The sequence below is a fragment of the Oculatella sp. FACHB-28 genome (assembly GCF_014696015.1).
Classification (GTDB): Bacteria; Cyanobacteriota; Cyanobacteriia; order Elainellales; family Elainellaceae; genus JAAUTN01.
On the sequence record NZ_JACJPJ010000110.1, the window covers coordinates 1 to 26990 of the forward strand.

The 26990-nt window shown below is 48.1% G+C and carries 13 protein-coding genes; 9 read left to right on the forward strand and 4 right to left on the reverse strand.

The genetic code is table 11. The annotated features are described in order from the left end of the window. Positions 1-126: 126 nt before the first annotated feature. The 3 genes from H6F88_RS32235 to H6F88_RS32245 form a co-directional block, all read right to left on the reverse strand. Complete coding sequence (locus H6F88_RS32235) at positions 127-6144, reverse strand: AAA family ATPase (protein ID WP_190646919.1); 6018 nt, start codon at positions 6142-6144, stop codon at positions 127-129. A gap of 160 nt (positions 6145-6304) precedes the next feature. Beyond that, complete coding sequence (locus tag H6F88_RS32240) at positions 6305-7450, reverse strand: AbrB family transcriptional regulator (protein ID WP_190646920.1); 1146 nt, start codon at positions 7448-7450, stop codon at positions 6305-6307. Positions 7451-7744: 294 nt separating this feature from the next. Then, positions 7745-9979, reverse strand: coding sequence for a tetratricopeptide repeat protein (locus tag H6F88_RS32245; protein WP_190646921.1), 2235 nt, complete (start codon positions 9977-9979; stop codon positions 7745-7747). A 284-nt stretch (positions 9980-10263) separates the two neighbouring features. Here H6F88_RS32245 and H6F88_RS32250 point away from each other — a divergent pair, with 284 nt between their 5' ends. Further along, complete coding sequence (locus H6F88_RS32250; protein WP_190646922.1) at positions 10264-11079, forward strand: hypothetical protein; 816 nt, start codon at positions 10264-10266, stop codon at positions 11077-11079. Positions 11080-11297: 218 nt separating this feature from the next. Here the strand turns inward: H6F88_RS32250 and H6F88_RS32255 are convergent, their stop codons facing one another. Continuing rightward, on the reverse strand, positions 11298-11507 hold the full coding sequence (locus tag H6F88_RS32255; protein WP_190646923.1) for a DUF350 domain-containing protein: 210 nt from the start codon (positions 11505-11507) through the stop codon (positions 11298-11300). Between the two features lie 143 nt (positions 11508-11650). Here H6F88_RS32255 and H6F88_RS32260 point away from each other — a divergent pair, with 143 nt between their 5' ends. The 8 genes from H6F88_RS32260 to H6F88_RS32295 all read left to right on the forward strand — a co-directional run bounded on the left by H6F88_RS32260 (position 11651) and on the right by H6F88_RS32295 (position 26697). After that, entirely contained in the window at positions 11651-12232 is a 582-nt protein-coding gene (locus tag H6F88_RS32260) for a hypothetical protein (protein WP_190646924.1), read from the forward strand. 18 nt (positions 12233-12250) lie between these two features. After that, positions 12251-12481 carry a hypothetical protein gene (locus tag H6F88_RS32265; protein WP_190646925.1) on the forward strand — a complete coding sequence of 77 codons (231 nt, stop codon included), beginning with the start codon at positions 12251-12253 and terminating at the stop codon, positions 12479-12481. A gap of 15 nt (positions 12482-12496) precedes the next feature. Continuing rightward, positions 12497-14056, forward strand: coding sequence for a polyamine aminopropyltransferase (locus H6F88_RS32270; RefSeq protein ID WP_190646926.1), 1560 nt, complete (start codon positions 12497-12499; stop codon positions 14054-14056). 4 nt (positions 14057-14060) lie between these two features. Continuing rightward, on the forward strand, positions 14061-14648 hold the full coding sequence (locus tag H6F88_RS32275; protein ID WP_199333898.1) for a DUF4178 domain-containing protein: 588 nt from the start codon (positions 14061-14063) through the stop codon (positions 14646-14648). 8 nt (positions 14649-14656) lie between these two features. After that, positions 14657-15031, forward strand: coding sequence for an S-adenosylmethionine decarboxylase (locus H6F88_RS32280; RefSeq protein WP_199333899.1), 375 nt, complete (start codon positions 14657-14659; stop codon positions 15029-15031). A 488-nt stretch (positions 15032-15519) separates the two neighbouring features. Then, positions 15520-15681, forward strand: coding sequence for a DDE-type integrase/transposase/recombinase (locus H6F88_RS33745; RefSeq protein WP_242050802.1), 162 nt, complete (start codon positions 15520-15522; stop codon positions 15679-15681). 55 nt (positions 15682-15736) lie between these two features. Further along, positions 15737-15910, forward strand: a complete 174-nt coding sequence (locus tag H6F88_RS33750; protein ID WP_242050803.1) for a hypothetical protein — start codon at positions 15737-15739, stop codon at positions 15908-15910. 575 nt (positions 15911-16485) lie between these two features. Next, complete coding sequence (locus H6F88_RS32295) at positions 16486-26697, forward strand: Ig-like domain-containing protein (RefSeq protein WP_190646928.1); 10212 nt, start codon at positions 16486-16488, stop codon at positions 26695-26697. The last annotated feature ends 293 nt before the right edge of the window (positions 26698-26990 follow it).

The window sequence follows — 26990 nt, forward strand, 5'->3', positions numbered from 1 at the left end:
GCTATGTGGCGCGGGAGATTTATCACATTGTTCGTAACACGTTTCCGGTTCCTGAACGCCCTGAAGTGATTCATCCTTAGAATACAAAAAACTTGACATCTATAGGAGCATCAATACCTACACACCCTACACCTCAATTATCACCACAATTTCTGTCCCCTGCCCAGGTTGGCTTTGAATCGCCAGGTGTGCACCAATTCGTTCTGCTCGCTCGCTCATTCCCAGTAAACCAAAGCCACTAGGTGATGAAATACTACCCAGCCCAAAACCCAGCCCATCATCTTTGACACGCAAAAGACACTGAGCATCGTCATACGCTAGCTCAACCAGAATTTTATTAGCCTTAGCATATTTGATAGCGTTTGTTAATGCTTCCTGTCCAATCCGTAATAAGTGATTTTCCACGTCGGTCAGTAGAGGGTAAATTACACCCTTGCTTTCGTAGATCAACGTGGTGTTAGTTGTTGACTGCATTTGAGTCACGAGGCGATGCAGAGCACTCTGTAAAGTACCCTCTTCTAACAGTTGGGGACGGAGCGCTACCACTGAACGACGAGCTTCAGCAAGTCCGGTTCGAGCTAATTCATCAATTTTTTCCAGTCTTTCCAGATATATTTGAGCAGAGCCCGAATCGTCTTCCAACATTTGTGTTGTAGATCCAACATGGAGCAAGATGCCTGTAAAAGCCTGCGCTAACGAATCGTGAATTTCTCGCGCCATGCGGTTGCGTTCTTCCAGAATTGAGGCTTTTTCAGCACGTCTGCGATCGCTAATGTCTATGATGAGACTGTAGAATCCTCTCACTTGAGCGTTGGCATCAAAATCAGGAATCAAAGTCGCGCTAATGTACCGTTTACCAAACGGAAAAGGGACTTCTGCCTCAAAGTTGACCGTCTGTCCTTCAAACACCTGATTAACATACGGCTCAACCCGTTGATAAACCGCCTCACCGAGAAGTTGACGAACAGGATTGCCTAGTATTTCATCACGGCTACAGTTGAACCAGATTTCATAGGCATGATTGATAAATTGATAGCACCGATTAGCATTTACATAGCTGATTAGAGCCGGTAGAGCGTCAGCGATCAGCCGTATTTCCTGTTCTCGACGGCGCAGCGCGGCTTCGCTTTGCTGTAAAGCCTCTGTTCGTTCTGTAACCTCGCGCTCTAAGATGCGGCTGTAATTGGCTAGTAGTTGCTCTGTTTGTTTCCGCTCTGTAATGTCTTGAAAGGTGGCGATTGCATAAACCACATTGCCCTGTTCGTCAAAAACTGGTGTTCCCCATATCTCAACTGGGATGATGGTGTTGCCCTGGTGAATTTCTAAATCATCTGTCCTCGTGCGTTCGCCTTTCAACGCCCGGGATAATGTTAGTTTCTCAGTTGGATATTTTTGGTTTGTTCCCGCCACATAAGCTTGATAAGTCTCTGCAAGTTGATTCAATGTCACGGAAGGAACAGCCCCTTTGCCCGTTAGCTGAGTTGCTTGTTGATTGAAGTAGTAAGGACGACCTGTCGCATCTACAACTGCAACTCCCAATGGAATTGCTTCTAGAAATTGAGTCATCTGACTTTCTCGCGCGCGTAGCTCCGAGTAAAGTTTGGCATTTTCGATCGCAATGGCTACTTGAGTCGATAGTAGATTTAGAAGTTGCGAGCGCTCTGCTGTGAATACCCCGGTGGCTAATCGATTTTCCAGATACAGCACACCAACAAGATTGCTTTGATTCAACAACGGCAAACACAGGACTGATTGAACTTGATGGTGTTGAATATAGGGATCATTGATGAAATTGTTCTCGCGAGTTGCATCATCTAAGATGATTGACTCATGAGTCCGGATTACATATTGAATCATTGATTCAGGTAATTGATCTGCTATTGGAAGTGATTGCAGCACTTGTGTAGCGCAGACCTGCTCACCTTCAGCCAATTCGCAGCTTGCTTCGATCGCCCATTTTCCCGATTCTTCCAGAATTAAGAATCCAGTTTGTGCGCCAGCACTCTCAATTAAGATCTGCATCAACAAACGAAGCAACTGCTCCAGTTCAATTTCGCGAGAGATGGCTTGGGATGCTCTGATCAAAGTTGCTAAGTCGAAAGCAACTGCTAAATCGAAAGCAACTTGTGAGGTGTTAGAAGTCGTTCCAGCCGTGGTGCGAACGGGTGTGGGAGCCGTATTTAGTGATTGAGGGAAAAACTGTGGATAGCGAGTCTCTAAATCTTTGGCTTTTGCGGTTGCTCCCCACCGCTCATAGCAGTAATGGGCTTCCTTCATATAGAGCTGAGCAATTCTTTCTCGACCACGAGCCAGGTAATGTTTGGCAGCTAACTCATAGCCTAAGGCTTCTTCTTGAAGATACTCGTTTTCATTAGCACCTTGAATGGCTTGCTCATAAAGCTCCTCTGCCTCAAACAACTGACCTAACACTCGCGCTTTCTCTGCCTCAACTAACTGAAATTTATGCAAAAAATTCATGGGGGCGTGGTGTGCCCATTTCTGCATCTTCTCCTGGTTGGCATTAATGCGATTCAACCAAGCTTCTTTTTCAGGAGTTGAAGCATTTGCCAACAAGCTCAAGAATATTAGGGAGTCATAGAAATGAAATACAGATACAGAGAATAATCCTGTGGCTGCGCTTAAATACGGTTCTGATAAAGTAGCCGTTTTTGCAGCTTGTTCATACTCCCCGAACAGATAGCATAAAATCAGCTTATTTAAACAAAAGTAGTGAACGCCAGTTCCATCCTTGACCGCGATCGCCCATGACAGTGCTTGCTCTTCATCATAAAGACAACCCACCAAGCGGCTTGGATTTTCGGATTGACCTTGCAAGTTCAGGATCGTTTGCTGCAACATTGCCAGCCAGGTGGCAGGATTCTCTCGTCTAATTTGACTGGTGGCTTTACGATAAATCGCTGTTTGTTGTTCCAGTTCTGTCAGTTCTTGTCCTGCAAGAAAGGGGCAATAACATAGGCTAAATGCACAATAACTCGCATATTCAAACTCTCCGCTTTCTATCCCGCTTTGATAAGCCTCCGCTAAACTAAGGAATGTCTCTTTAAGGTGGTCTTTCCAATGAATGATATGGAAATTCACTATCAGCAATGCTTTGCAGTTAACTCTCTTGTTATTTAATCTTTTCGCTAAGTTTAAGGATAATTTGCCAAATCTATAGCTCAGCTCAATGTCTTGTACAACTCCACATAGGATCATGCCATAAGCCGCATAACCGAGAATCGACCAGATAGTGTTTCCATGGGCAAGCGATAGATTGACCATCTTGCACACAACCAGCACCATCAGAGCAGGTGCCACATTAAAAGCCGGACCCATTGTACTGAACAACATGTAGATTGCTGTCAGTGGTACAAGTTCAGTCATCTCTGGCAAATCAATCAAATCTTCGATTTCCCGCCCAGCCAATTGTGAAGCGGTTTCCTCTAGTCCTGCTTGAACATCTAACTGACTTGGAGCTTCTACTAAACGAATTCCCAAGAGTTGCAGCACTTCCAAGCCAGTTTTAACGGCTTCTTTAAGGTCTCCCCGCGACATCCATGTTTGAATCCTGCTATCGTAAACTTTCACTGTATCGAGTGCCGTCTTTGCATGGTCGAGCACTGCTTCTACAAGCCGCTCCATTTCATCAAAGTGACCACTGAGGTATGCTGCTTCTGCTGCCTCTGAATGCAACGCCAAGGTCAAGTTGTACTCATGCTGCCAGCTCTCCACCTCAAGGAGTTGAAGCCCTGCATTGAAATACTTGAAAGCGGCTTCATAAGCCGTTGCTGATAGCGCTTTCTGACCGGCTTGCAAGTTCAGTTCGGCAATCTCATTCCGTTCAGATTGCTCAGTGATTAACTCGGCTCCATAATTTAGATGGTCAACAATTTCAAACAACCGCTCTGCTTGCTGCTCTGACAAAGTCCTTTCCAACAAATTGCAACCAATTTGCAGATGCACCCCTTGTTTTTGCGACTCATCAATGAGAGCATAGGCAGCTTGCTGGACGCGATCGTGCAAAAACTTATACTCTTGAACCAACAAGTTCTCGTCCAACTCAGAAAGCGGTTGGATGAGTCCGGTTTGGATGGCTGCTAACAAATCCTGAAAAACTGTTTGAGGCGATTGATCACATACAATCGTTAACGTCTCCAAATCAAACTCAGCCCCGATGCAGGCGGCTAATTGAAGCAACTGCTGAGTGTTTTCGGGCAGTTTTCTCAACTTGCTCAGCAGCAGCTCCACTACATTATCAGTAATATTCTGAGCTTCAATCTGAGCAACGTTCCACTGCCAAGTTCGTTGTTCAGGATTAAAGCCCAAGAGATTTTCACTGTACAGCGATCGCAAAAATTCGCTCACAAAGAAGGGATTGCCTTCGGTTTTGTGCAGCACTAACTCAGCCAAGGAAGCAACCGTGTCAGCACATTGATGTAGCGTCTCGGCAATGAGCTGATTCAGTGGTTTTAGTGTGAGGGGGGTTAGAACGATGTCTTGAGGCACTATTCCTTGCTTTCGCAAGTTTTCCAATGACAGCGCTAGTGGATGGGTTGCAGTGACTTCATTGTTTCGATAGGCTCCGATCAGAAATAGCGCTTGGGTTTGCTCATCGAGCAGCATCAGTTCGATTAACTTTAGGGTGGCGGAGTCAATCCACTGCAAATCATCCAGGAAGATGACCAATGGATGATCTTGAGCACAAAACACTCGAATGAACTGCTGAAAGACTCGGTTAAAGCGATTTTGCGCTTCCGCTGTCCCAACTTCCGGTACGGGTGGCTGTTTGCCAATAATTAACTCAACTTCAGGGATGACATCAATGATGAGTTGCCCGTTACTCTCTAACGCTTCTAAAAGGCGCGATCGCCACTGTTGCACTTGCTGATCCGGTTCACTCAGCAGTTGCTGCACCAGTTTTCGTAAGGCATCCACAATTGCACTGTAGGGGATGTTGCGCTGCAACTGGTCAAACTTACCAGAGATAAAATAGCCACGCTTTGCTGTAATAGGTTTATAAAGTTCCTGCACCAAAGCTGATTTGCCAACACCGGAATAGCCAGTGACTAGCACTATTTGAGGGAGACGGGAGGATGAGGGAGGGAGGGAGGATAAGGGAGAACTGTTGTCTTGCTCCTCTCTGTCTTTCCCGCCTTCCCCCGCTACTCTCTCAAACGCCTCTAATAACTCTGAGATTTCCTCCTCCCGACCATACAGTTTTTGTGGAATCTGAAATTGATCGGAAACATCTTGCAGACCCAGTTGCAAGGAACTAATTTGACCACTTGTTTCTAGTTGATCAGCACAATGCTCTAAATCTGCTTTGACGCCCCAGGCGCTTTGATAGCGATCCTCTGCATTCTTCGCCATCAGCTTCAAGATAATGTCTGAAACTGGCTTGGGAATCTTAACATTCAATTCACACGGGGGGATAGGAGGTTTAGCAAGATGGCAATGGACGAGTTCAAGAACATCTGTTGTTGGAAACGGTACTTGTCCGGTGAGTAATTCGTAGAATGTCGCTCCGAGGGAGTAAAAATCGGTACGGTAATCAATCGCTCGATTCATCCGCCCGGTCTGTTCTGGAGAAAGATAAGCGAGGGTGCCTTCCAATACATGCGGGCTTTTGAACGTGGGATTGGTGCGGCTGAATTGAGTTGCAATCCCGAAGTCAATGATTTTGACAACGCCCGTATTTGGATTAAGAACGATATTGCTAGGATTAATATCCTTGTGGATGATGTTAGCAGCATGAATTCTGCCTAAAATGTTGCTGAGATTGATGGCAAGAGGCAGAAAATCAGATACAGACATGGGGCAGAAAGCCTCTGGGCGCTGCTGTATCCAATACTCCAGGGACTCTCCCCCAAAATCTTCTAGAAGAATGACGAGCGTGCGCTGATAGTCTTGTTGGCTATAGGCTTTGATTACGCCCTCTACATCCAAAGACCGGGTAATCGCATATTCCTGCCTATAGCGGGTTAATGCCTGGGGAGAAGGATAATCTTGCTTGAGCAGTTTGATGACGATCCTTGCGGTATCTGCACAGTGAGCCTGAGCATCTTCTCTAACACCTCGATAGACCAGAGATGTTGAACTCTCATAGATTTTGCTTTGGGCTGTGATTCCAGCGAGCGCAATCATAGAACTCCCTTGCAATAGGTACCATGAGTTATGCCGCCAATTATATCCGTCTCAGCAGGGTTTCCAAAGCAACCTAAATAGTTTGTGAAAGTCTCTGCCCGTCAGGCGAAAATCTTCACAAACCATTACTCCCATGAAATAGTCATGAGAAAAGCAAACACTACTCTGGTTGACGTGCTTCGGTGGCGATCGCCGGAACTAGCGCCAACAAGAGCGGCAAGGAAAGATTGATGGTGAGCAGGCGAATCACATGAGCTGCCGTCACCACATCAGTATCTTGATGTAATGTGAGCGCAATCCAAATCATCTCCGGTGAGCCACCTGGAGCCGTGACGAGTACACAGGTCAGCCAATTCCATCCGGTTAAGCATTGAATCAGCAAGGCTGCGAGGAATGCGGTGATCACCATCAACACAACGGGCAGCAGAGATCGAATAATGGTTGCAAAGCTCAGTTTTGGATTGAGTCCCCAATACTCACCGATTGTTACGCCCAATAAGATTTGACCAATGAGGTTGAAAAGAGCGGGTAGCTGAAAATCAATGGATATCGGAGACACGAGCAGGAAGGCGTCAAACAAAAGCCCAACGGCGATCGCACACAAAAAAGCCGCCATCGGAATCTTGAGTTTGTTGCCCAAATAAACCACTACAAGTGTGATTGCAAGGAGCAAACAGGCAATGCACAAATCGAACCAGGAAACTGCAACAACTTTTTGAATGACAGCGGCAACCGCATTGTGAGTTGAACGAGGGACGGCAGCATTCGCAATGATTGGAATGACAAAAATAACTGTTGTGAATCGCGTTAATTGAACCAGCGAAACTAACGCAGTATTCTTGCTGTAGTCTGCTGCAATACTTGCCATTACGCCAATATTTCCAGGCGTTGTTGCTAACAATCCACTTAATAAATCGATTTTCTCAAGTCGAGAATAAACCCAACCGATCGCAGCACCCGACAGCATCAAAAATAAGGGTAATCCCAGAAAAATCAAAAATTGACTGGGTAAAATATTGAGATTGTTATGTTGCAGCGATAGTCCGATCGTCAAACCCACGAGTAGCTGTCCGGCTTTTCTTGCGTTGCGATTGGGTTGGAGCGAGTCAACACCGAATATCCGGTAACTCGAAAACGCGATCGCCCCCGCAGCAATTCCGCCTAAAATCCAGGCTGCACCATCCAGCCCGGTCGCTGTCAATCCGAGACCGATCAGAACCGCAAGAATCACCTCGATCGCCAGAATGCCATAAACCTCTCCAAGTTGAAGCGCTGCTGTAGTTTTAAGTCGGTCAACATTAAACACAAAGGTCTCCAGCGATTACAGCTTTTGGTCTCACCACAACATCATAATTGTCAGCCATAGCAGCCCGATTCAATTCACGAAAATGACTGATGAAAGTGGTCGTCTTTAGGGCAACTACTTTCATCAGTCATTTAGGATTGCTATTGGCGGAGGTCTAATGTACACCACTTCCAAAACTTACAGCCATTTCCACTTGGATAAACCACAAATTCCTGTAGGGGTCGTTCGCGAACGACCCCTACGTTATGGCTTACCCATAAGTTATTCTGCTGCTGTAGCTACAGTTGTACAATCCTAACTCCGTAGCACACACTGAATAGATTGCATGACCTGTTCTCGCAAACGAGCTTCCTGAAGTCGATTGACAACCTGACGCGCCCGATCGCCCTGACCCAGTTGAGCATATTGCAACGCGATCGCTTCTAACAAGCTACCCCGATCGTTGGTTCTATCGATAACCGTTAAGCCATCTGTTCCAAAACGATCGACTTCTGATTCTTCACCGGGAATGGTTTGAGCAACTTGGAATGCTCGATCAAGAATGGGGAGGGCTGCATCAACCTGCTGCAAATCGCTATAGCGTTGAGCGATCGCCAGCAACAGTTGAGTTTTACCGTTTGCCTGAGTGAGTTGATCGACGACAGGTAGTGCTAAGTCAAAGCGGTCTTGCTGCAATAGAGCTGTTGCACTCGTTTGTAAGCGCGACTGACGCACTTCTGACTCGGCAGTGGCTTGCGCGAGTTGTAAAGCCCCTACATATTGCTTCGCGTCCATGAATACAGAAAAGGGCTGATCAACAGGACCACCAAACGTCGGATTAGTGATGGACTGATCCAATTGGCTGACCTGTTGTAAGAGTGGGCGCATCAGGTCGGTTTGCCCAGTTTGAGAATACACAACTGCAATGGCAGTGAGGGCGCTGGGCTTAACCAAAGGACCTTGCGTTAAATCTTCCGGAAATTGGCGCTGATAGGTCGTGGTGAGAGAGTCTACACTTTGCAAGGTCTGCTGTAGCAAATCATTTGCCCAACTGGTTTCGCCTGCCTGATGTGCTTTGAGGGCAATCGCGGTTAATAGTCGAACCCGCAAAACAGGGCGATTGGCAAGGGGAAGTTGTTGTGCCCATTCAGCCGCCTCAATGTGTTGACCACTAGCAGCATAGGCGCTTGCAATTTCGACCATTTGCTGATCTTGAGGACCGTAGTCGATTGCAGCAATGCGGCTCCATTCTTTGCCAATCCACTCAAACTGCTGGGTAGCGATCGCCACTTGGAACAGATCTCCTAAGTAAAGGCGTTGTTCCCAGGCGTCAGGAAACGTTTCAACATAGCTCAGCTGTTCGGACAGCCACGATTCAACGACGTCGTTCTGCCCTGCCTGGCTAAAAGCAAGTATCACGGATTTGGTTACCTCTTGCCGCAATGACGTTAAAGATGTTTGCGCCAGTTGCAAGGCTTCGTCGCGTTGTCCTAATTGCAGATAGGTTTCGACTAAATTTCTAAGTGTGAATTCTGGATTGGGCAAACTAACTGACGGTTCTGCCAGTTGTCTTGCCTGACTTATCCATTGCTCAGCTTTAGCAGGCTGATTGGTGTTGTGATAAGCGATCGCCAGTTTCTCAAATGCCCGAATTCGGTGAGTGATCGCAGAAATGGATTCCGCTAATGCTTCTGCCTGGGGCAAGTCGCCAGCGGCAATGTATCCTTCAACAATTCCCTGTAAGGCGAATGACTGAATCTCAGATTGAGCGGGCAAGCGGTCGGCAATTTGGCGGGCAGTTGTGAAGTCGCCAATCTGGCCGTAGGTGGTTGCCATCCGTTGAATGATGACTAACTTAAGCGGCTCAGATGTATTTGGTGGAATCTGCTGAACGGCTTGCTCTACCTGCGTGAGAACGGTCTGTGCGGATGTGGTGTCGTCTATCAGTGCGTATGACTCTGCAACATCAATCAAGGCATTTGCGGTAAACACTTCGCCCCGAATGAATCTGGCTGCCTGACGAGCTTGCTCTAGCACCTGCACCGATTGCTGAGTTTGGCTGGGTTCTAAAGCGGCGTAGTGACGGGCGATCGCCGCTAACGAGCGAGTTTTGATGAAGCTGTGGGATGTCGTGATGCGATTTGCGATCTGCAAAAACTGTCCCAAGACAGTTTGAAGTTGAGCCGATTGGTCTTGCTGATCAATGTTTTGAGTTAATCGCTGCCATCGTGTAGTTGGATAGCCTTCACTATTATCTAATAACCATCGCTGTAACAGTTCAGCTTGAAGGCGCGTATTTTGTATCTGAATGGCGATCGCCAATGCTTCTTGTAAGGATTGCAGTGCCTTTGCTTGATTAGATTGCTCAAGGGCAGAACGAGCCTGCTCCTCTACCATTCCTAGTTGATTTTGCAACGGCACGTTGGCATCACAGGTCGCTGCAACTGCTGGGGTTTGAGCGAGAGCAGAATAAGCAGGATTGAGCATGTTTTCTAATGGGGCGATCGCCAACACACTCAATAAAAGAGCCGATTGAATAGAACGAATCATACTAGATGTTTTGTTTTGAACGTTTCATTTCTGGGTGAGAACAACCTCACCAGGAAATGAAATACAGGGTTGAAGATTGCAATCTTGCCAGGCAAGGATTGGACTTTTCCACATTAATCAATTGAAGTAAATCAATTGAATGAAGAAGAGACACTTCATGAACTGGATTTTTAACTATTGGAGCACCTCAACAAATTGATTGGGGGTGCCTTAAGTCGAAAGCTGTTGAAGCTTGAAACCTAGTTTAGGATCAACATTATTCTGCATGACGAACCGCAACTCAAATGATAGCAAGTACTGTTCCTGATTGGCTGAGAGGGCTGTGGAGGCGGCTGTCAATCGAAACTCCAGATGGGCAGCGTGACACTCAAACCCAAGTCTTTTACCTGCAAACCTCCTCTTGCTTTGCCGATCTCCGGCTTCCCTTCGATCGCCCTGACCTGAAGCAGGCAAGTTTCTCATCCCTTACACAAGCCGAGATTGTTGCTTTATCTAGGCAGCAGGGATTTGCGGGTATCACTCAGTTTAAGCAGGGGCAGTGTCAGTGGGTGAGATACATCGATTACCAACCCCCACAATCCATTCGAGATATTGGCTTGCTCTACTGGCAAAACAACATCTTGATTGAGGAGGGTGTGGATCAGGTGTATCGGGAGGAATGGCACAAGGTTGACGATGGAGATGGAGACTTCACGGCACTTGTATTAGCACCAGACGATACCTCTGGCTCAGTTTTGACATGGCAAGCCGGGTTAGTCATCGCCGGAGATTATTTCATCTACAGCCACAACCGTTCGGTTACCCTGCCCGCTGCCGAGACTTTAAGTGATTTTCTAATGACTTCAACCACCCTCCAGGAACAGCAGGATTATCTGGGTTGCGAAATCTCGTTAGGCTTGTGTCGATCGGGTCGAGTTCCCTGGGAAATTCAGCGATCGACGATTCCTTGGCGCGAAGGCACTGCCCTTTGGTCAGCCTCGGAGTTGACGATCGATTGGGAGCATAAACGGATTTTGCAAACCAGTCCTCAAGGTGAAGGTTGCAGAGTTCGAGAATGGCAGATTCGAGAATGGGGCACGGGTGAAGCGTTTACCGTTTAAGCAGAGTTCTATTGGTACTCATAGGGGAATTAACTGATGGAGCGCACTCCTCAGCAATGTCCAAGCCAGCAACAGTTTTGGAGGACTGCAGCGATCGCAGCGTCAGTGAATTGAAAATTTTGGACGTAATAATGTCAATTTCGAAAACGATCCTTTCTCCGATCGCGATCGCTAGCATCTGCTTGAAGTGAGGTATAGATACTTCTACCCACATCCCGTTAAGTAACAATGACTGAAATGATAATGGCAGCTGTTGCTATGATCAATGCTGCCACAACTACCCCAGCAGCAATATTCCCCTGTCGAATTTCCGTTTGATAGTTAATTGGATCCACGGCATCAAACAATCGGATAGCTGCATACAATAGAAGTACTCCAATCAAAGCCCATCCAACTGTTGCAGCGACTCTTTCTACTGTTATCAACATGCAAAGTGTCTCCGATTTTTAAGAAATCAAACTTATCACGTTTGTATCTAAATAAGATAGACGAAGCAAGTTCTGAACTGCTTTTAATTGCCTCTATTATATTAAATAGCCTAAACCCATTCTTCACACTCACTCCAATTTTCATGACATCTTGGCAACCCAACGGGTCTAGCCAATTCGGTCTCTGGATCTGCTTGAGCGGAGTTGCGACAGTAGTGATGCTGGCCGCACTCGTCTGTAGTCCCCTTATTGAAACCAATTTGGCAACCCAAACCCTCACCATTGCACCCGAAGACTCCGCAGCACTCCAGCCTATCCAAATCCAACCTGCTGCAACTGGCGCACTTCGAATCAACATCACTGCTGCCCCTGCCCAAAATCGTTGGGTTTCCTACGAAGTGCAAGTTCGAGACGCTCAAGGTAATCTTGTCGCTAGTGCCCTAAAGGATGCTGGGTCAGAATCTGGCTACGAAGATGGAGAATATTGGTCAGAAACAGATCTAAACGCCGGGTTAGACATCAAATCGAATCAAGATGAAACTCTAACAATCAGCGTTCAAGTTCTTGACCATACCGACCCAATGGGACAAGACGTAGAAGAACCAGTATCATTTATAGTCTCCGTGACCAATGGAGCCGTTGACAGTCGTTTCTTCTGGGCTGGTCTGTTTGGAACAGGCAGCTTGACCGCGCTGTCCTTGCGGCTCCGTAGTAAAGAAGTTTAACCTCATCACCTCCAGATCATGATTTACCCCGTTTTTGCGATCGCTGCCTGTCTTATTGCAGGAGTAACACTCTTCGCAGGCTGCACTCAAATCTCTGCCTTAAATCTAAGGCAAGAAGAGCAGACAATGTACTGGTCCCGCTACAATACCAACCTATCAGGCTATTACTATAACCAGACTTGGGTACCTGCTCCCGATCGAGCCAGCTACGGAGAATTTGTTGGCGGTGGACCAGGAGACGGCAAGTAAGGAATTTTCTGTTCCATGCAACATTTCAACCCTCCCCCCTTTACGCTCAAGCGCCACCAGCAATATACCCTTCTCGCGGCCACAGCCGTCTCTTCTAGCTGCGGATTGGCGATCGAGCTACTACTGGGCACTTTAACCAGTTATTTAGTCGGAAATCAAGCTCTCTCCTATGGAGTCGCCGTAGGCGGATTTTTAGCAGCAATGGGCATTGGCTCTTATCTCAGCCGATTTATTGTCCCTACTACGGCAAATCCACACACAGAGCAAATGTTGCTTCTATCCACGTTTATCAAGATCGAACTCTGGATAGCTCCTCTCAGCGCTCTACTTCCATTGGCTCTATTCGCTCTGTTTGTAGTTGATGGACCCGTCTGGATTGGGCTGACCCTCGTCACCTTAATCTTGGGAACGCTGGCAGGTCTCGAAGTTCCCGTCCTTACACGGCTACTCGAACAACAAACGGAAGTTCGAGATGCCCTTTCTGGGGTCTTGGCACTAGATTATCTTGGCGCACTCGCAGGCTCATTACTGCTGCCGGTCATTTTGCTGCCAACCATTGGGTTATTCCCCTCGGCTGCCGTTGTCGGTATATTTCCAGCGGCAATGGTTTTAATTCTCAGCTACAATTTTCCATCCTTACGTCAATGGAAGCGATGGGGAATTGCTCTGTGCCTTGGTCTTTGCACCTTCGCTCCATTCACAGTAGCCGTAAGCAATCGACTGGAGAACAACCTCTACAGGGCTCCGATCGTCAGCCGCATTCAAACTCAATACCAGCGCATTGTATTAACTCGTCAAGCAAAAGACTTAAGACTTTATTTAGACGGTGACCTACAGTTTTCCAGTCTCGACGAATACAGATATCACGAAGCACTAGTTCATCCAGCTATAAGTGCCAACAACAACCGTGAACAGGTACTGCTGATGGGTGCAGGAGATGGGCTAGCTCTGCGCGAAGTCTTGAAGTGGAAAGAGGTGAAACGAGTCGTTCTGATCGACCTGGACCCTGCCATAGTCAAACTCGCACAGCAGCATCCTTTTCTAGCCAACGCTAACGTTAATGCTTTTCAAGACCCGCGCGTCGAGGTCAAACACGCTGATGCCTTTGTCACAGTTCCTAGTTTAACTGACACATTCGATGTTATCATTGCCGACTTTCCAGATCCTGACCGCGACATTATTGCCAAACTATACGCGCAAGGCTTTTATCAGCGGTTACTGCCACGCTTGGCTCTAGATGGTATCTTCGTCACGCAAGCCTCTAGTCCCTTCTTTGCGCCCAAAGCCTTCGCTTGCATCGTCACAACTCTAGAGTCTGTTGGGCTATCGGTTCATCCCTACACTGTTGACGTGCCCAGCTTTGGACCCTGGGGATTTATATTAGCTGCGCGCACCCCCATTCAATCGGAAACCCTGAACCTACAGGTTCCTACAAAGTTTCTTACCCCTGCCCTGCTACAGCATCTGTTCGATCTACCAAAGGACATTGTGCTTGGGAACGTTAAGGTGAACCGCCTGGGAGATCCTGTATTAGTGCGATACCAAACGGACGCTCACTGGAAAACTTATTACTAATCCCATGTTGACCTTTATCTGGATTAGCATCATTGCTATTGTTATCACTGCAACCCTAATTGTTGTGTACCGCTCCCAACTCAGTCTTCCTGTAAAACGTCGCCGATCGCTGTCTGCTAATTTCCCTAATGTTCTCACCCTCAGAATTGGGGATATCGTCCAGTATCTAGACCAAGACTGGGTTGTAGAAGACAAACTCATCTATACAAGCCACAACTACAGATGGATTGAGTATTTACTGCAAGACAACGAAGAAATCCGTTGGCTCTCGATTGAAGAGGATGATCAGGTTAAAGTTGCCTGGTTAGAAACAACTCAAGCACTCAATATTCCGGATTATCCCCCTGAGCAAATCCGTTTTGGAGAAATGACTTATTCTCTCGACGAACGCGGAACTGCTCAAATGCACCGAGAAGGTGCAACGCTGAATCAGGCAGAGCAGTGTCAATATTTTGACTATTCCAGTAACGGCAATCATATCCTTTGTATTGAGAACTGGAGTGGAGACGTTGAAGTCTCTGTTGGACGGATGATTGACCCCAGGAGTTTGACTATCCTAGGAGGTGATGGACAACGGATTTATGGGGTCTGACTTCCATCATGATGCAATCTCTTCTCCTCACCTCTCACCACTTTGCCGCTATTCTTCCAGTCATCCAAACGGTCTACAGCTGGACAGAATCAGAGTTTATTAACCTGCTTAGAACAGCCGTTCAGGAAGCAGAACTCACCATTGTCGGTGAAACCTCCTTCACCTTCACCCCTCATGGGGTCTCTGCTGCCGTCCTGCTGGCAGAATCCCACGTTGCGCTACATTTCTGGCCTGAACACGGCAAAATTACGATCGATATCCACATCTGTGACTATAACCAGTCTAATCACTCAAAAGCAGAGCACTTGGCAGATCTACTTACCCAGGCACTTTCTGGAACATCAAATCTATCTGCTTGGAAACGGTTTACTGCTCAAGGTTAAGTCATTGAAATAACCCTCACTTTAGACAGCAGGTTGAAGAATTTAAGTTGAGCTGGAGAAAGGAGAACTGGGAAAGCTGGATCTTCTATTACGTGAGAGGAAGTGGGATGAGTGAATTGAGCTGTAAGTGGCTTGCCTACGATCGAACCCAGCAGGATCAGCTTGGGAAAGACTGCAATACCATCGCCTTGAATCTGTTGTGTTGCTCGTGTGGATTTTTGAAGCAATCTTCGGAATTATACCCTTGCTGCAACGCAATAGCGCGATCGATCGCTTTCCCATGCCATCCTACCGAGATCCCCTACATCCCTGGTTGTCGCTCGTTTTCGTCGTCGCAGTGATGCAGAAGCTCAGTTGAGAGCCTTGCAACGTTTGATACCAGCAGCTACCTTTTGTATTGTGTTCGATGCAGGACAACATTCTGACCAGCCTAAAACCGAGGGAGAAGATAGCTAAGGGCGATCGCATACTGATTTCATTACACCTAGATGCAACAGCAGCGAGATACCAAGGCAGCGAGACGGTTTTTCCGCAAGTTTCTCAAGCAGCAAGGCTTTGTGCATCGGGTGATTGTAATGGACAAATTGAAGAGCTACAAAGCCGTCCAAAACCTGATACTCAAGAGCGTGGAGCATCAACAGCACAAGTGATTAAACAACTCGTGCAGAGAACTCACATCAACCAACTCAAGTACGAGAGCGGCAGATGCGGAAGTTCAAATCACCCAGACAAGCACAACGATTTCTCGCGGCGTTTGGACCGATTCGAGACCACTTCTATCCGAAACAACATCAACTGGCTGCTCAACGCTACCGTGAACAGATGCGCCAGCGAATTGAAGATTGGCAAGAGATTGTTGGGTTAAAGCTTACCGCATAATCCTGTGATTCTAACTTGCCAAGAATTATCGTGCTTATTCTTCAATTTCTCCGATTAAATTGACAATAACCGTACACAAGTAGAGTTGTTATTTGTAATTGTGAATAGGGCATCTTAAGAAAGATAAATGTAAGAGGCAATAGCTGCTGCATGTTACGAACAATCGCTTATGTAAGATTCGTCAAGTGACCCAGAATTTACTTATTGAAGGGCGTTACAAAAAGAATACAGCTAGATATTTACGTGCTTATACCAATTCCGTATGAAATGCAGGCAGCCTTACAATTACTTAAAGTTTCAGGAAAAGACGAAGATTAAAGTGCAACCTCAAATCAATTGGTATTAAGAATGCCGTAAGAATTACGTCGTTCTACTTTGCTTCGTGAGGTACCACACGCTTGTATTGAAACATACAAGCCCAGGTCAACTAGCAGGATGTCGCCAAGTTCCTCCAGCTAAAGCAATTCTTCAATTTTTCAGTTTATAGAAGCCGTGTATGACTTATTAAGTCTGCACGACTACTGTTTGCCTGTTTGCTTGTAAACCTTATTCTCACTAAGTGTCAAAGTACAAAGATGCCATACTCCAACGTCGTTACTAACTGGAACTCATATCCTGCTGCTAATCTTCAGGTTGCTGTTTCTGGCTCAAATTATGATGCAGCCGGAGATCTTGCGAATAACGCAGACTTAACCAACGATCCGTCGGGTGTTGCTTTATATTCTCGCTTTGATAACTCAACAGGCACAAAATATTTGCTTTTGAGAGCTGCTGTTAACAGTAGCTTTTCTCAAAAATTAATCATTAACTTCGATGTTGATGCGGGCACTGGGCTAGATGGCAAGATTGATTTTGCCCTTGTAGCTGACATGGGCGCTCTACCCAACAGCTACACGTCAGGCACCCCTGTTGCAGACGGACTTTATGTTGCAGGTAGCCAGAGTGGCAGCGTAAACACGCGACCCAACAACACTGACTTTTATCTAGCAGCGCAAGCAAGTGTTCAGAGTGCTCTGAAAATTGCTGACTCGGCGATCGCAAAAACGACGATTTCAGGGACTACGTATGTAGATCTGATCATTAACTTCAACAACATGTATACGCTTCTCCAAGATGCTTCCAGCACCGATGGAGATGCGCAAGTTGTAGCATCACCCTATCCGAATTTCAGCGAAAATACACCGATTCGCTTTGCTCTGACTTCATCTGCCAACCTGAACAACGTTAACAAAGACATCTCAGGTACTCCCACCAACGACCTAGCAGCAACGTGGACATCTTATCTCAGCTCAACAGCATCGTTTGCGAACTTGGTGGCAGCAGCAACACCACCGAATATTGTGGCAATTCCAGAGAATGCAGGGGGTGGGATCAACGCGACAGAAGCCGCTGATGGCACATTAGTGACTGTTGACCTTACAGGAACGAGTGCTGTAGCAGGAAATATTCTAACGCTCACTTGGGGTGGTCAAGCCGTTACCTATACCCTAACTGCCACTGATATCACTAACAACAGTGCCACCGTTACTGTTTCTGCTGCCACAATCACCACTCAAGGCAATGGCACGTTTAACGTTACGGCAAAAATTGGCTCCGGCGCAGCTTCCGCAGCGTTCCCGGTGACCGTAGACACGATCGCTCCGACCGCTCCAACGATTTCTAGCATTCCAGAAAACGCAGGAGGTGGGATTAACGCAACAGAAGCTGCTGATGGCACGATCGTTAATGTCAGTTTAGCTGGAACTGGAGCGATCGCTGGAAACATCTTGACTGTGAACTGGGGCACTCAGACTACAACCTACACGCTGACCGCAACTGACATCACCGCCAATAACGTTGCTTTTCCTGTTTCGGCTACCACAATTGCGGCTCAGGGCAATGGCACCCTCAACGTCACAGCAAAGCTGACTGACTCCGTAGGAAACACCAGCGCAAATTCTGCTCCCTCCTCCGTCACTGTTGATACCGCTGCTCCCCTAGCTCCCACGATTGCCAGCATTCCAGAAGCCACAGGTGGCTTGAATGCTACGGAAGCAGCAGACGGAACGTTGGTCAACGTTAGTCTTGCTGGAACCGGAGCGATCGCAGGTAATACGCTTACGCTCAGTTGGGGCACTCAAACGATCACCTACACGCTGACTGCCACCGACATTACCAACAACAGTGCCGCTGTGGCTGTCCCAGCTAGCACAATTACGGCTCAAGGCAATACGACCTTCAACGTCATTGCCAAGTTGACTGATCAAGCAGGCAATGTGAGTTCCAACTCCAATGCCTTCCCGGTGACTGTGGATACGATCGCACCCACCGCTCCATCTATCTCCACTATTGCTGAAGCAACAGACGGACTCAACGCCACTGAAGCGGCTGATGGGACAACGGTAAACGTTAGCCTGGCTGGAACTGGAGCTGTTGCTGGCGATACGTTAATACTGAACTGGGACGGCGAGTCTATTAACTATGTCCTGACTAGCAGTAATATCAGCAGCGGTAGTGTTGCACTCACCGTGCCGGCGTCTACCATTTCTGCTCAAGGCAATGGCAGTGTTAATGTGACTGCAAGCCTCATTGACAAGGCAGGAAATGTCAGTCCCACTTCGACTACTTTTCCAGTCACGGTTGATACTTCTGCTCCTGCTGCTCCTATTATCAGCAGCATTCCTGAAGCCCCAAGCATTAATAGCGCTGATGCTGCTGATGGCACGATCGTGAATGTCAACCTAGCACCAACTGGAGCGATCGCAGGTGACAAGCTTATAATCTTCTGGGGCACGCAGACCGTCAGTTACACCCTGACTGCTGATGACATCAGCAACAAGACGGCTGCTATCACCATTTCTAAAGATGTCATTACTGCTCAAGGTGATGGCAGCTTTAACGTGACTGTTCAAATTACCGATCAGTCGGGTAACAATAGTCCTATTTCTGGTTCAGTCTCGGTTGCAGTAGACCAAACAAGTCCTACTGTTCCAGTAATCTCTATCTCCAGCATTCCTGAAGCAACAGGCGGACTCAATAACGCTGAAGCCAATGACGGTACAGTTGTTAGCATTGCTCTAGCTGGAACAGGGGCAGTTGCAGGAGATATCCTCACGCTCAACTGGGGAACTCAAACCGTCACCCACACAATCACCAGTACAGACCTTACCAGTGGCAGCGCGATCGTCACCATTTCTGACGATATTATTACTGCTCAAGGGCAAGGAACTGTTAATGTCACCGCTCAAGTGACTGATCAGGCTGGCAACTCCAGCACAATCTCTGACCCTGTCAAAGTCACCGTCGATGCGATCGCGCTCACAGCACCTCCAACGATTGATATCCCCGAAGCAGCTGACGGCATCAATGCGACAGAAGCGAGTGATGGTACGACAGTCGATGTTGGTTTGGCGCAAACTGGAGCAGTTGCAGGCGACACCCTGACTATCAGTTGGGGAACACAAACTGTTCAATATACTCTGACCGATGCCGATATTACAGCCAATCGTGTAACGGTCACTGTTCCGGCTTCTACCATTTCTAGTCAAGGCGACGGCAGCTTTAACGTTACAGCAAAACTGACTGATCAGGTGGGCAACGTTAGTCCTGATACTTCACCTGTCTCAGTCACCGTCAATACGGCTCCTGCAAATGCTCCGACAATCAGCGTTGCAGAAGCACTGGGTGGACTCAACAGCACCGAAGCCGCAGACGGCACACCTGTTGTAATCAACATCCAGCCAACCGGAGCGATCGCTGGCAATACCCTGAGCATTAACTGGGGTCCACAAGTCATCGACTATACATTAACTGCAGATGACATTAAACGTGGAAGTGTCTCCGTTACGGTTCCAGTCGGGACAATTGACACAGTAGGTAATGGCAATGTGGCTGTTTTTGCCAAAGTCGGTGCAGGTCCTGTCTCATCAGTGCTGACCGTGCTAGTCGATACGGTTGCTCCTACCGCTCCTAAGATCACGAGCATCCCTGAAGCCACCAGTGGACTTAATAGTGCCGAAGCCGCAGATGGCACGATCGTCAACATTGACTTAACAGGAACAGGGGCATCCACCGGGAATACGCTCACTCTCAATTGGGGCAATCAGACGGTTAACTACACGCTGACTAGCTCTGATATTAGCAACAAGGGTGCGATCGTCACAGTTCCGACCGCTACGATTACCACTCAAGGCGATGGCATTTTTGACGTCACAGCAAAACTGGCTGACAACGCTGGCAATAGCAGTCCCAGTTCCTTGCCCTCCTCTGTCACGGTTGATAGGACTGCTCCAACCCAACCCACGATTAGCAGCATTCTGGAAGCAGATAAAGGGTTAAATGAGGCAGAAGCTGCAAATGGTACCCCTGTTACTATCAGCCTAGCGGGAACTGGAGCGATCGCTGGTGATACGCTGACATTGGCTTGGGATGGTCAGACCGTGAGCTATGTACTAACCAACAGCGACATCACAGCAAACAGCGCAACGATAACTGTGCCGGATGCAACGATTGTTGCTCAGGGCGATGGCACCTTTAACGTCGCAGTAAAACTAGTTGACCAAGCTGGTAATAGCAGCCCTAACTCCTCACCCTACTCCGTCACAGTTGATACGGTGGCACCCACAGCACCCTCAACCATCACTATTCCTGAAGCAGATGGAGGACTTAACGCCGCTGAAGCATCTGATGGCACCACTGTAAATGTAACCTTAGGTCTTTCCGGTACGGGTGCTACGGTAGGTGATATCCTGACGATTAACTGGGGAGGAGAAACGGTTGATTACACGCTGACTACTAACGATATTGCCAAAGGCAGTGCAGTTGTTCCAATCACCGCCTCGACCATCTCTACACAAGGTGATGGTACGTTCAACATCACTGCTCAACTAACAGATCAAGCTGGAAATGCTAGCCTCGGTTCTAATCCAACCTCTATCACCGTTGATAGAACTGCTCCAACCCAACCTACAATCACCAGCATTCTAGAAGCAGCAGGTGGAATTAATGCAACTGAAGCAGTAGATGGAACAACCGCCAATATCAGCCTTAGCGGTACTGGAGCCGCTATTGGAGATACGCTGATCCTGAATTGGGGCAACCAAACCGTTGACTATACCCTAACAAATGCAGATATTGCCAACGGCACTGCGATCGTCACAGTTCCGGCAGCTATGATCGCTGCTCAGGGCAACAAGACATTCAACGTCACAGCACAAATCATAGATGCAGTTGGCAATATCAGCCCTGCTTCTGACCCACAAGTTGTCACGGTTGATACGGATGCTCCCAAAGCACCTGTGAGCCTAAGCATTCCAGAAGCAACAGATGGATTAAATAGTTCAGAAACAGCAGATGGAACGGCGGTTGATATTAGTCTATCTGGAACTGGTGCAGCTGTAGGCGATACAGTGGTCCTCAACTGGCGAGGTCAAACAGTCAGCTACGTCTTGACAAACGACGATATCATACGTGGAAGCGCAAGTATTGTTGTTTCATCTGCCGTAATCAAAGCCCAAGGCGATGGCACCTTTGATGTCACTGCTAGGGTGATTGATCAAGCCGGAAACAGCAGCCCAAATTCTCTTGCCACGTCTGTTACCGTTGACACTACTGCTCCTTTTGCCCCTACGGTTAGCAGCATTCCAGAAGCAGACGGAGATATCAATACAATAGAGGCTGCTAATGGTACGACCGTAAACGTTAGCCTAACTGGAACTGGGGCGATCGCCGGTGATACCCTTACCCTAAATTGGGGAACTCAGACCTTTGATCAGGTACTAACCAACACCGATATCACTAACGGCACTGTAGCAGTCACAGTTCCCGCCGGAACTATCTCCACTCAAGGCAATGGCACGTTCAACGTTACTGCGAAGCTAACTGACCAGGTCAGCAATAGCAGTCTTAATTCTCCTGCGGTTCCTGTTCAAGTCGATACGATCGCACCCGCAGCTCCCTCAATCAGCAGCATTCCTGAGTCTTCAGGCGGAATCAATAATACAGAAGCTGTTGATGGAACAACAGTGAATGTCAGCCTTGCAGGAACCGGAGCCATTAAAGGGGATACGCTCACCCTGAATTGGGATGGGCAAGCGGTCAACTACACGCTGACAAATAGCGACATTGCAGCAAACAGTGCGACAGTCACAATTCCCACCTCAACCATCTCTGCTCAAGGTGATGGTACGTTCAACGTCACTGCCCAAGTTATTGACCAAGCAGGAAACAGTAGTGCAGATTCATCTCCCTTCTCCGCCACAATAGACACAACTGCACCTACAGCTCCCGCCATCACCAGCATCCCCAAAGGCACAGATGGAATTGACGCAACAGAAGCAAGTGATGGTACAACCGCCGATGTTGGACTGACCGGAACAGGTGCGATTGCGGGTGACACGCTCATACTCAACTGGGGCACCCAAACTGTTAATTACATTCTCACAGATGTAGACATTACAGCTACCAGTGCTACGGTCACAGTTTCTACTTCGACAATTGCTACTCAAGGTGATGGTACGTTTGATATCTCAGCTAAGATAGTCGATCGAGCAGGTAACACTAGCCCCAATTCTGCAACTGTACCTGTCACAGTTAACACGGTAGTTGCCAACGCTCCATCGATTAGTATTCCAGAAGCGGCGGGTGGCTTAAATAGCACTGAAGCAGCTGATGGCACCTCAGTTCTGGTAAATCTTAACGGTACTGGAGCTACCGCAGGAAATACGCTTGCCATCAGTTGGGGAAGTCAAACCGTCAACTATGTTCTGACGAGTAACGACATTACAAGTAACAGTGCTACTGTCCTCATTCCAGTTACCACCATTACTGCCCAAGGAAATAGCACGTATAATGTCTCAGCTCAGATTGGCTCAGGTCCCTCTTCCTTTGCCATTCCTGTCACAGTAGACACGACCGCACCCACTGCACCTACCATTGCCAGCATTCCGGAAGCCAGCGGTGGATTGAACAAGACTGAAGCCGCAGACAGAACTTTGGTGAACGTCAGTCTTGCTGGAACAGGAGCTTTGGCAGGTGATTCCCTTACTCTAAATTGGGGCAACCAGCTCGTCAGCTATACGCTCACAAGTACCGATATTACGAACAACAGCGCAACGGTTACGGTGCCTGCTTCCACCATTACCACTCAAGGCGATGGTACCTTCAATGTCACCGCTAAGGTGATCGACCAAGCAGGAAACAGTAGCGTCGACTCAGATCCTGCTCCTATCACAGTAGACACGATTGCCCCTGGTATTCCTGCCATTCTCATCCCGGAAGCGGCAGGTGGCATTAGCGGGGCTGAAGCCGAAAAAGGCACTCCTGTGAATGTCAACCTTGCTCAAACAGGAGCGATCGCTGGTGATACTGTCACCCTGAACTGGGGCAAAGAGACGGTGAGCTACATCCTGACTAGCAGTGATATAACCAATGGCAATGCTATCGTCACGGTTCCAACTACCACGATCGCCACTGAAGGAGATGGCACATTTAAGGTCACTGCTGAATTGCTCGATCAAGCTGGCAACAGCAGCGCGATTTCTGACCCCACTACTGTCACAGTAGACACGATCGCCCCTTCTGCTCCAAAAATCTCCATCATTCCAGAAGCCATCGGTGGCATCAACGACACTGAAGCTGATGATGGCACACCCGTGCATGTCAACTTGACTGGAACAGGGGCATTAACTGGTGATGTCTTAACCCTCAACTGGGGAACACAAACCGTTAACTATACCCTGACCGATGGCGACATCGCCAACAGCAACGCAATCGTCACTGTTTCATCTGCGGCAATTAATGCACAAGGTCAAGGTAATGTTAGCGTCACCGCTGCAATCATCGATCAAGCAGGCAATATTGGTTCTCCTTCACCAGTAGCTTCAGCAATTGTTGACACAATGTTGCCTACCCTGACTAGTGCAGCAGTCAATGGTACGACCTTAACGCTCAACTACAATGAATTGCTGAACAGCGGTTTCACGCCCTCTATAGATGCTTACACCATCACCGTCAACGGTGCTGCTGCAACCGTTAGTGCGATCGCCCTCAACAACTCTACCGTCACTCTGACGCTTGCCAACCCCGTTAACCAGGGCGATACCGTAACTGCCAGCTACACTCAGCCTGGCAGTAACCTGACTCAAGACACTACAGGAAATCCTGCAAACTCTTTCACCAATCAGGCAATTATCAACAACACAGGAGACACCACATCACCCACCCTTACTAGCCTTACTTCCAGTTCTCTCATCCTTAACAATGCAACAGTAGACAACGGTACTTTCACGCTAACGGCAGTCTACAGCGAGGCAATGAATACTGCGGTCAACCCCACCCTGAGTTTTCCAACAGCAGGAGAAGACCCAGCGTCTACCATCAGCTTTGCTAGTGGTAACTGGACAAACAGCACAACCTATGTTGCAACCTACAATGTCGCTGATGCCAACACTAACCTGGCAAATATTGATGTTCAGATTACGGGTGCGAAAGACGGCGCAGGCAATCTCCAAACTTCTGCCAATTTTGCTGACCTGTTCGGTATTGACACGCTTAACCCCACCGTCAGCCTCTCTTCAGATGCACCTACGGAAGTTAAGAGTTCTTTTACAGTCACTGCAAGCTTTAGTGAAGCAGTAACAGGATTGACGAGTGATGATATTACGGTCAGCAATGGCACCATTACTACTGCTCCGACGAGTGACGATGGTGGCATCACCTATCGCTTTACCGTTAGCCCCAATGCCACTGGTGTAGTCAACGTTGAGCTGGGTGCAAACATCGCTCAAGACAAAGCAGGGAATAGCAACAGTGCTGCGCCTAGCGGGCTGAACCGCACTGCCAATCTCACCACATCTTCAGCCCCATCTTCTCCAGTACTATCCAGCAGCAGTGACACAGGAGCATCTAACTCTGATAATCTCACCAGCGACAACACTCCTACCCTGATAGGAACAGCAACAGCCAACACCACCATCAAACTGTTCAATGGAACCGCTTTACTTGACACTACAACCACTGGTGCAGACGGAAAATGGAGCTTTACTCCACAGTCACCGCTTCCAGATGGAGTCTACCAGCTGAGCAGTGCGGTTGTTGATAGCTCGGGTAATACCAGCTCAACGTCTACTCCACTCACCATCACCATTGATGCAACCCCACCTACTGCTGTCCTTGACGTGAGTGCCCCGCCCACAGAAGACAATCTACAAGGTAAGCTGGTCATCCGTTTTAACGAACCCATCAAGAACTTTGATTTATCTGATTTAGCACTGACGCACGATGGTGCACTTGTGTCGCTAGAAGGGTCCACCCTAACAAGTCCTGATGGAATGACCTGGACGATCGGCAATCTCAATGGACGCACCAATGAAGGCGGTAACTACACACTTGCCTTCACCAGTACCAACGACGTCAGTGACTTACTAGGCAATCGTTTTGCTAGCACAGTACAGGGCAATTGGACGGCGGAAGAGTGCCAACTGGGTGAGGCAATTGCAATTGACTTCACAGGGGGTGGTAAGCGTGGCAAGGTGCAAAAAGGCAATAGCAGCAAAAATCGGCTTAGCGGTACTCGCAGAAATGACCTCCTTAGAGGGTATAAGGGCAATGACATCTTAAAAGGCAAGAGTGGCAATGACAGGCTAGTTGGCGACAGTGGCAAAGACGTTCTCACAGGGGATAGTGGCAACGATCGCCTGCTCGGCGGCAGTGGCAACGATCGCCTTACGGGAGGTCGTGGCAACGATCGCCTCACGGGAGGTCGTGGCAACGATCGCCTTAGTGGTGGTACAGGTCACGACTTAATCAAGGGTGACCTTGGCAACGATCGCCTTAGTGCTAGCAGCGGCAATGACATCTTAGTAGGTGGTCGGGGTCGAGATCGGCTAACCGGCGGTCGGGGTCAAGATATGTTTGTCTTCAACACCCTGAAGGAAGGCGTTGATCACATCACCGATTTCAATGTCACCACTGATTTGCTGGATCTACGTCCTATCTTTGCTCGTAAAGAATTTGGCGGAGCAGCAGCGGCACAGCGATTTCACGGTCAATTAATCCAGCAGGTTCAAGTGGGAGCCAATACAGAAATCCGCGTTGATAGTGACGGTCTGAATTCCGGCAGCAACTACACCACACTGGTCGTGCTAGATAATGTCAGCGTTGGTACTTTTGACTGCATTAACCTTGTGCTGACGGGAGATGCTTGTCGGCTGGCAAAACCCACTCCAATTCGGTTCAACGTGGGTAAACGTGGGGTAAGCATCAGGGGCACATCAGGCAACGATCGACTATCTGGTAAGAATAGGAACGATCGCCTTGTAGGAGGTACAGGCAACGACATCATGAAGGGCAACGCAGGAGCCGATCGGCTCTTCAGCGGCAGTGGAAATGATGTCTTAGATGGTGGGTCTGGACGGGATCAATTAACGGGAGGTATAGGACAGGACCGACTATTGGGACAAAGAGGCAGTGACGTTTTGATTGGTGGGTCAGGTCAGGATATCCTTACGGGTGGACGAGACAAAGACCTGTTTGTCTTTGAGAAACTATCCGCAGAGGGCGATCGCATCACCGACTTCAATGTCAGACAAGATGCACTTGACTTGCGCCGCATCTTCGCCAAACCTGCCTTTGCTGGAGGACGAGCACATGCCCTCCATACCCAATTAATCCAGTCTGTACAGATGGGTGCTGATACCCAAATCCAAGTTGACGCCGACGGAATCGGGGCAGGCAAAACGTTTGTCACCCTTGCTACGTTGCAAAATGTGACAGCTACAGCAATTAGCTGCCATAACTTTGCCCTGTAAAACAAGGTTAATCTAAGCAGGTCACCTCACCTGCTTAGATTAACCATACTTTTTGAACTAGTTGGACAATTCGCATTATTTCAAGCTGAAGGATTAATTCCAGGTTTAAGTAATGCTAATAACGTTTCTCGGCGTTGCTGCAAGGGTAATGCTTGGTTTGGCATGATAGAAGAATGAAATGTCCTCAATGTAATTCAACTCAAGTCGCTAAGAACGGGCATCGTCGAGGGAGACAATGCTACAAGTGTAAGCAGTGCAGGCGACAATTTCTCGAATCCTACTATCCTTGGCGC

Bases quoted from the DNA above. Each gene is read 5' to 3' on its own strand.
- H6F88_RS32275 (WP_199333898.1), top strand. From the start codon at position 14,061: ATGTTGACCTTTATCTGGATTAGCATCATTGCTATTGTTATCACTGCA.
- H6F88_RS32260 (WP_190646924.1), top strand. From the start codon at position 11,651: ATGACATCTTGGCAACCCAACGGGTCTAGCCAATTCGGTCTCTGGATC.
- H6F88_RS33745 (WP_242050802.1), top strand. From the start codon at position 15,520: ATGCAACAGCAGCGAGATACCAAGGCAGCGAGACGGTTTTTCCGCAAG.
- H6F88_RS32295 (WP_190646928.1), top strand. From the start codon at position 16,486: ATGCCATACTCCAACGTCGTTACTAACTGGAACTCATATCCTGCTGCT.
- H6F88_RS32270 (WP_190646926.1), top strand. From the start codon at position 12,497: ATGCAACATTTCAACCCTCCCCCCTTTACGCTCAAGCGCCACCAGCAA.
- H6F88_RS32265 (WP_190646925.1), top strand. From the start codon at position 12,251: ATGATTTACCCCGTTTTTGCGATCGCTGCCTGTCTTATTGCAGGAGTA.
- H6F88_RS32250 (WP_190646922.1), top strand. From the start codon at position 10,264: ATGATAGCAAGTACTGTTCCTGATTGGCTGAGAGGGCTGTGGAGGCGG.
- H6F88_RS32280 (WP_199333899.1), top strand. From the start codon at position 14,657: ATGATGCAATCTCTTCTCCTCACCTCTCACCACTTTGCCGCTATTCTT.
- H6F88_RS32245 (WP_190646921.1), bottom strand. From the start codon at position 9,979: ATGATTCGTTCTATTCAATCGGCTCTTTTATTGAGTGTGTTGGCGATC.
- H6F88_RS33750 (WP_242050803.1), top strand. From the start codon at position 15,737: ATGCGGAAGTTCAAATCACCCAGACAAGCACAACGATTTCTCGCGGCG.
- H6F88_RS32255 (WP_190646923.1), bottom strand. From the start codon at position 11,507: ATGTTGATAACAGTAGAAAGAGTCGCTGCAACAGTTGGATGGGCTTTG.
- H6F88_RS32235 (WP_190646919.1), bottom strand. From the start codon at position 6,144: ATGATTGCGCTCGCTGGAATCACAGCCCAAAGCAAAATCTATGAGAGT.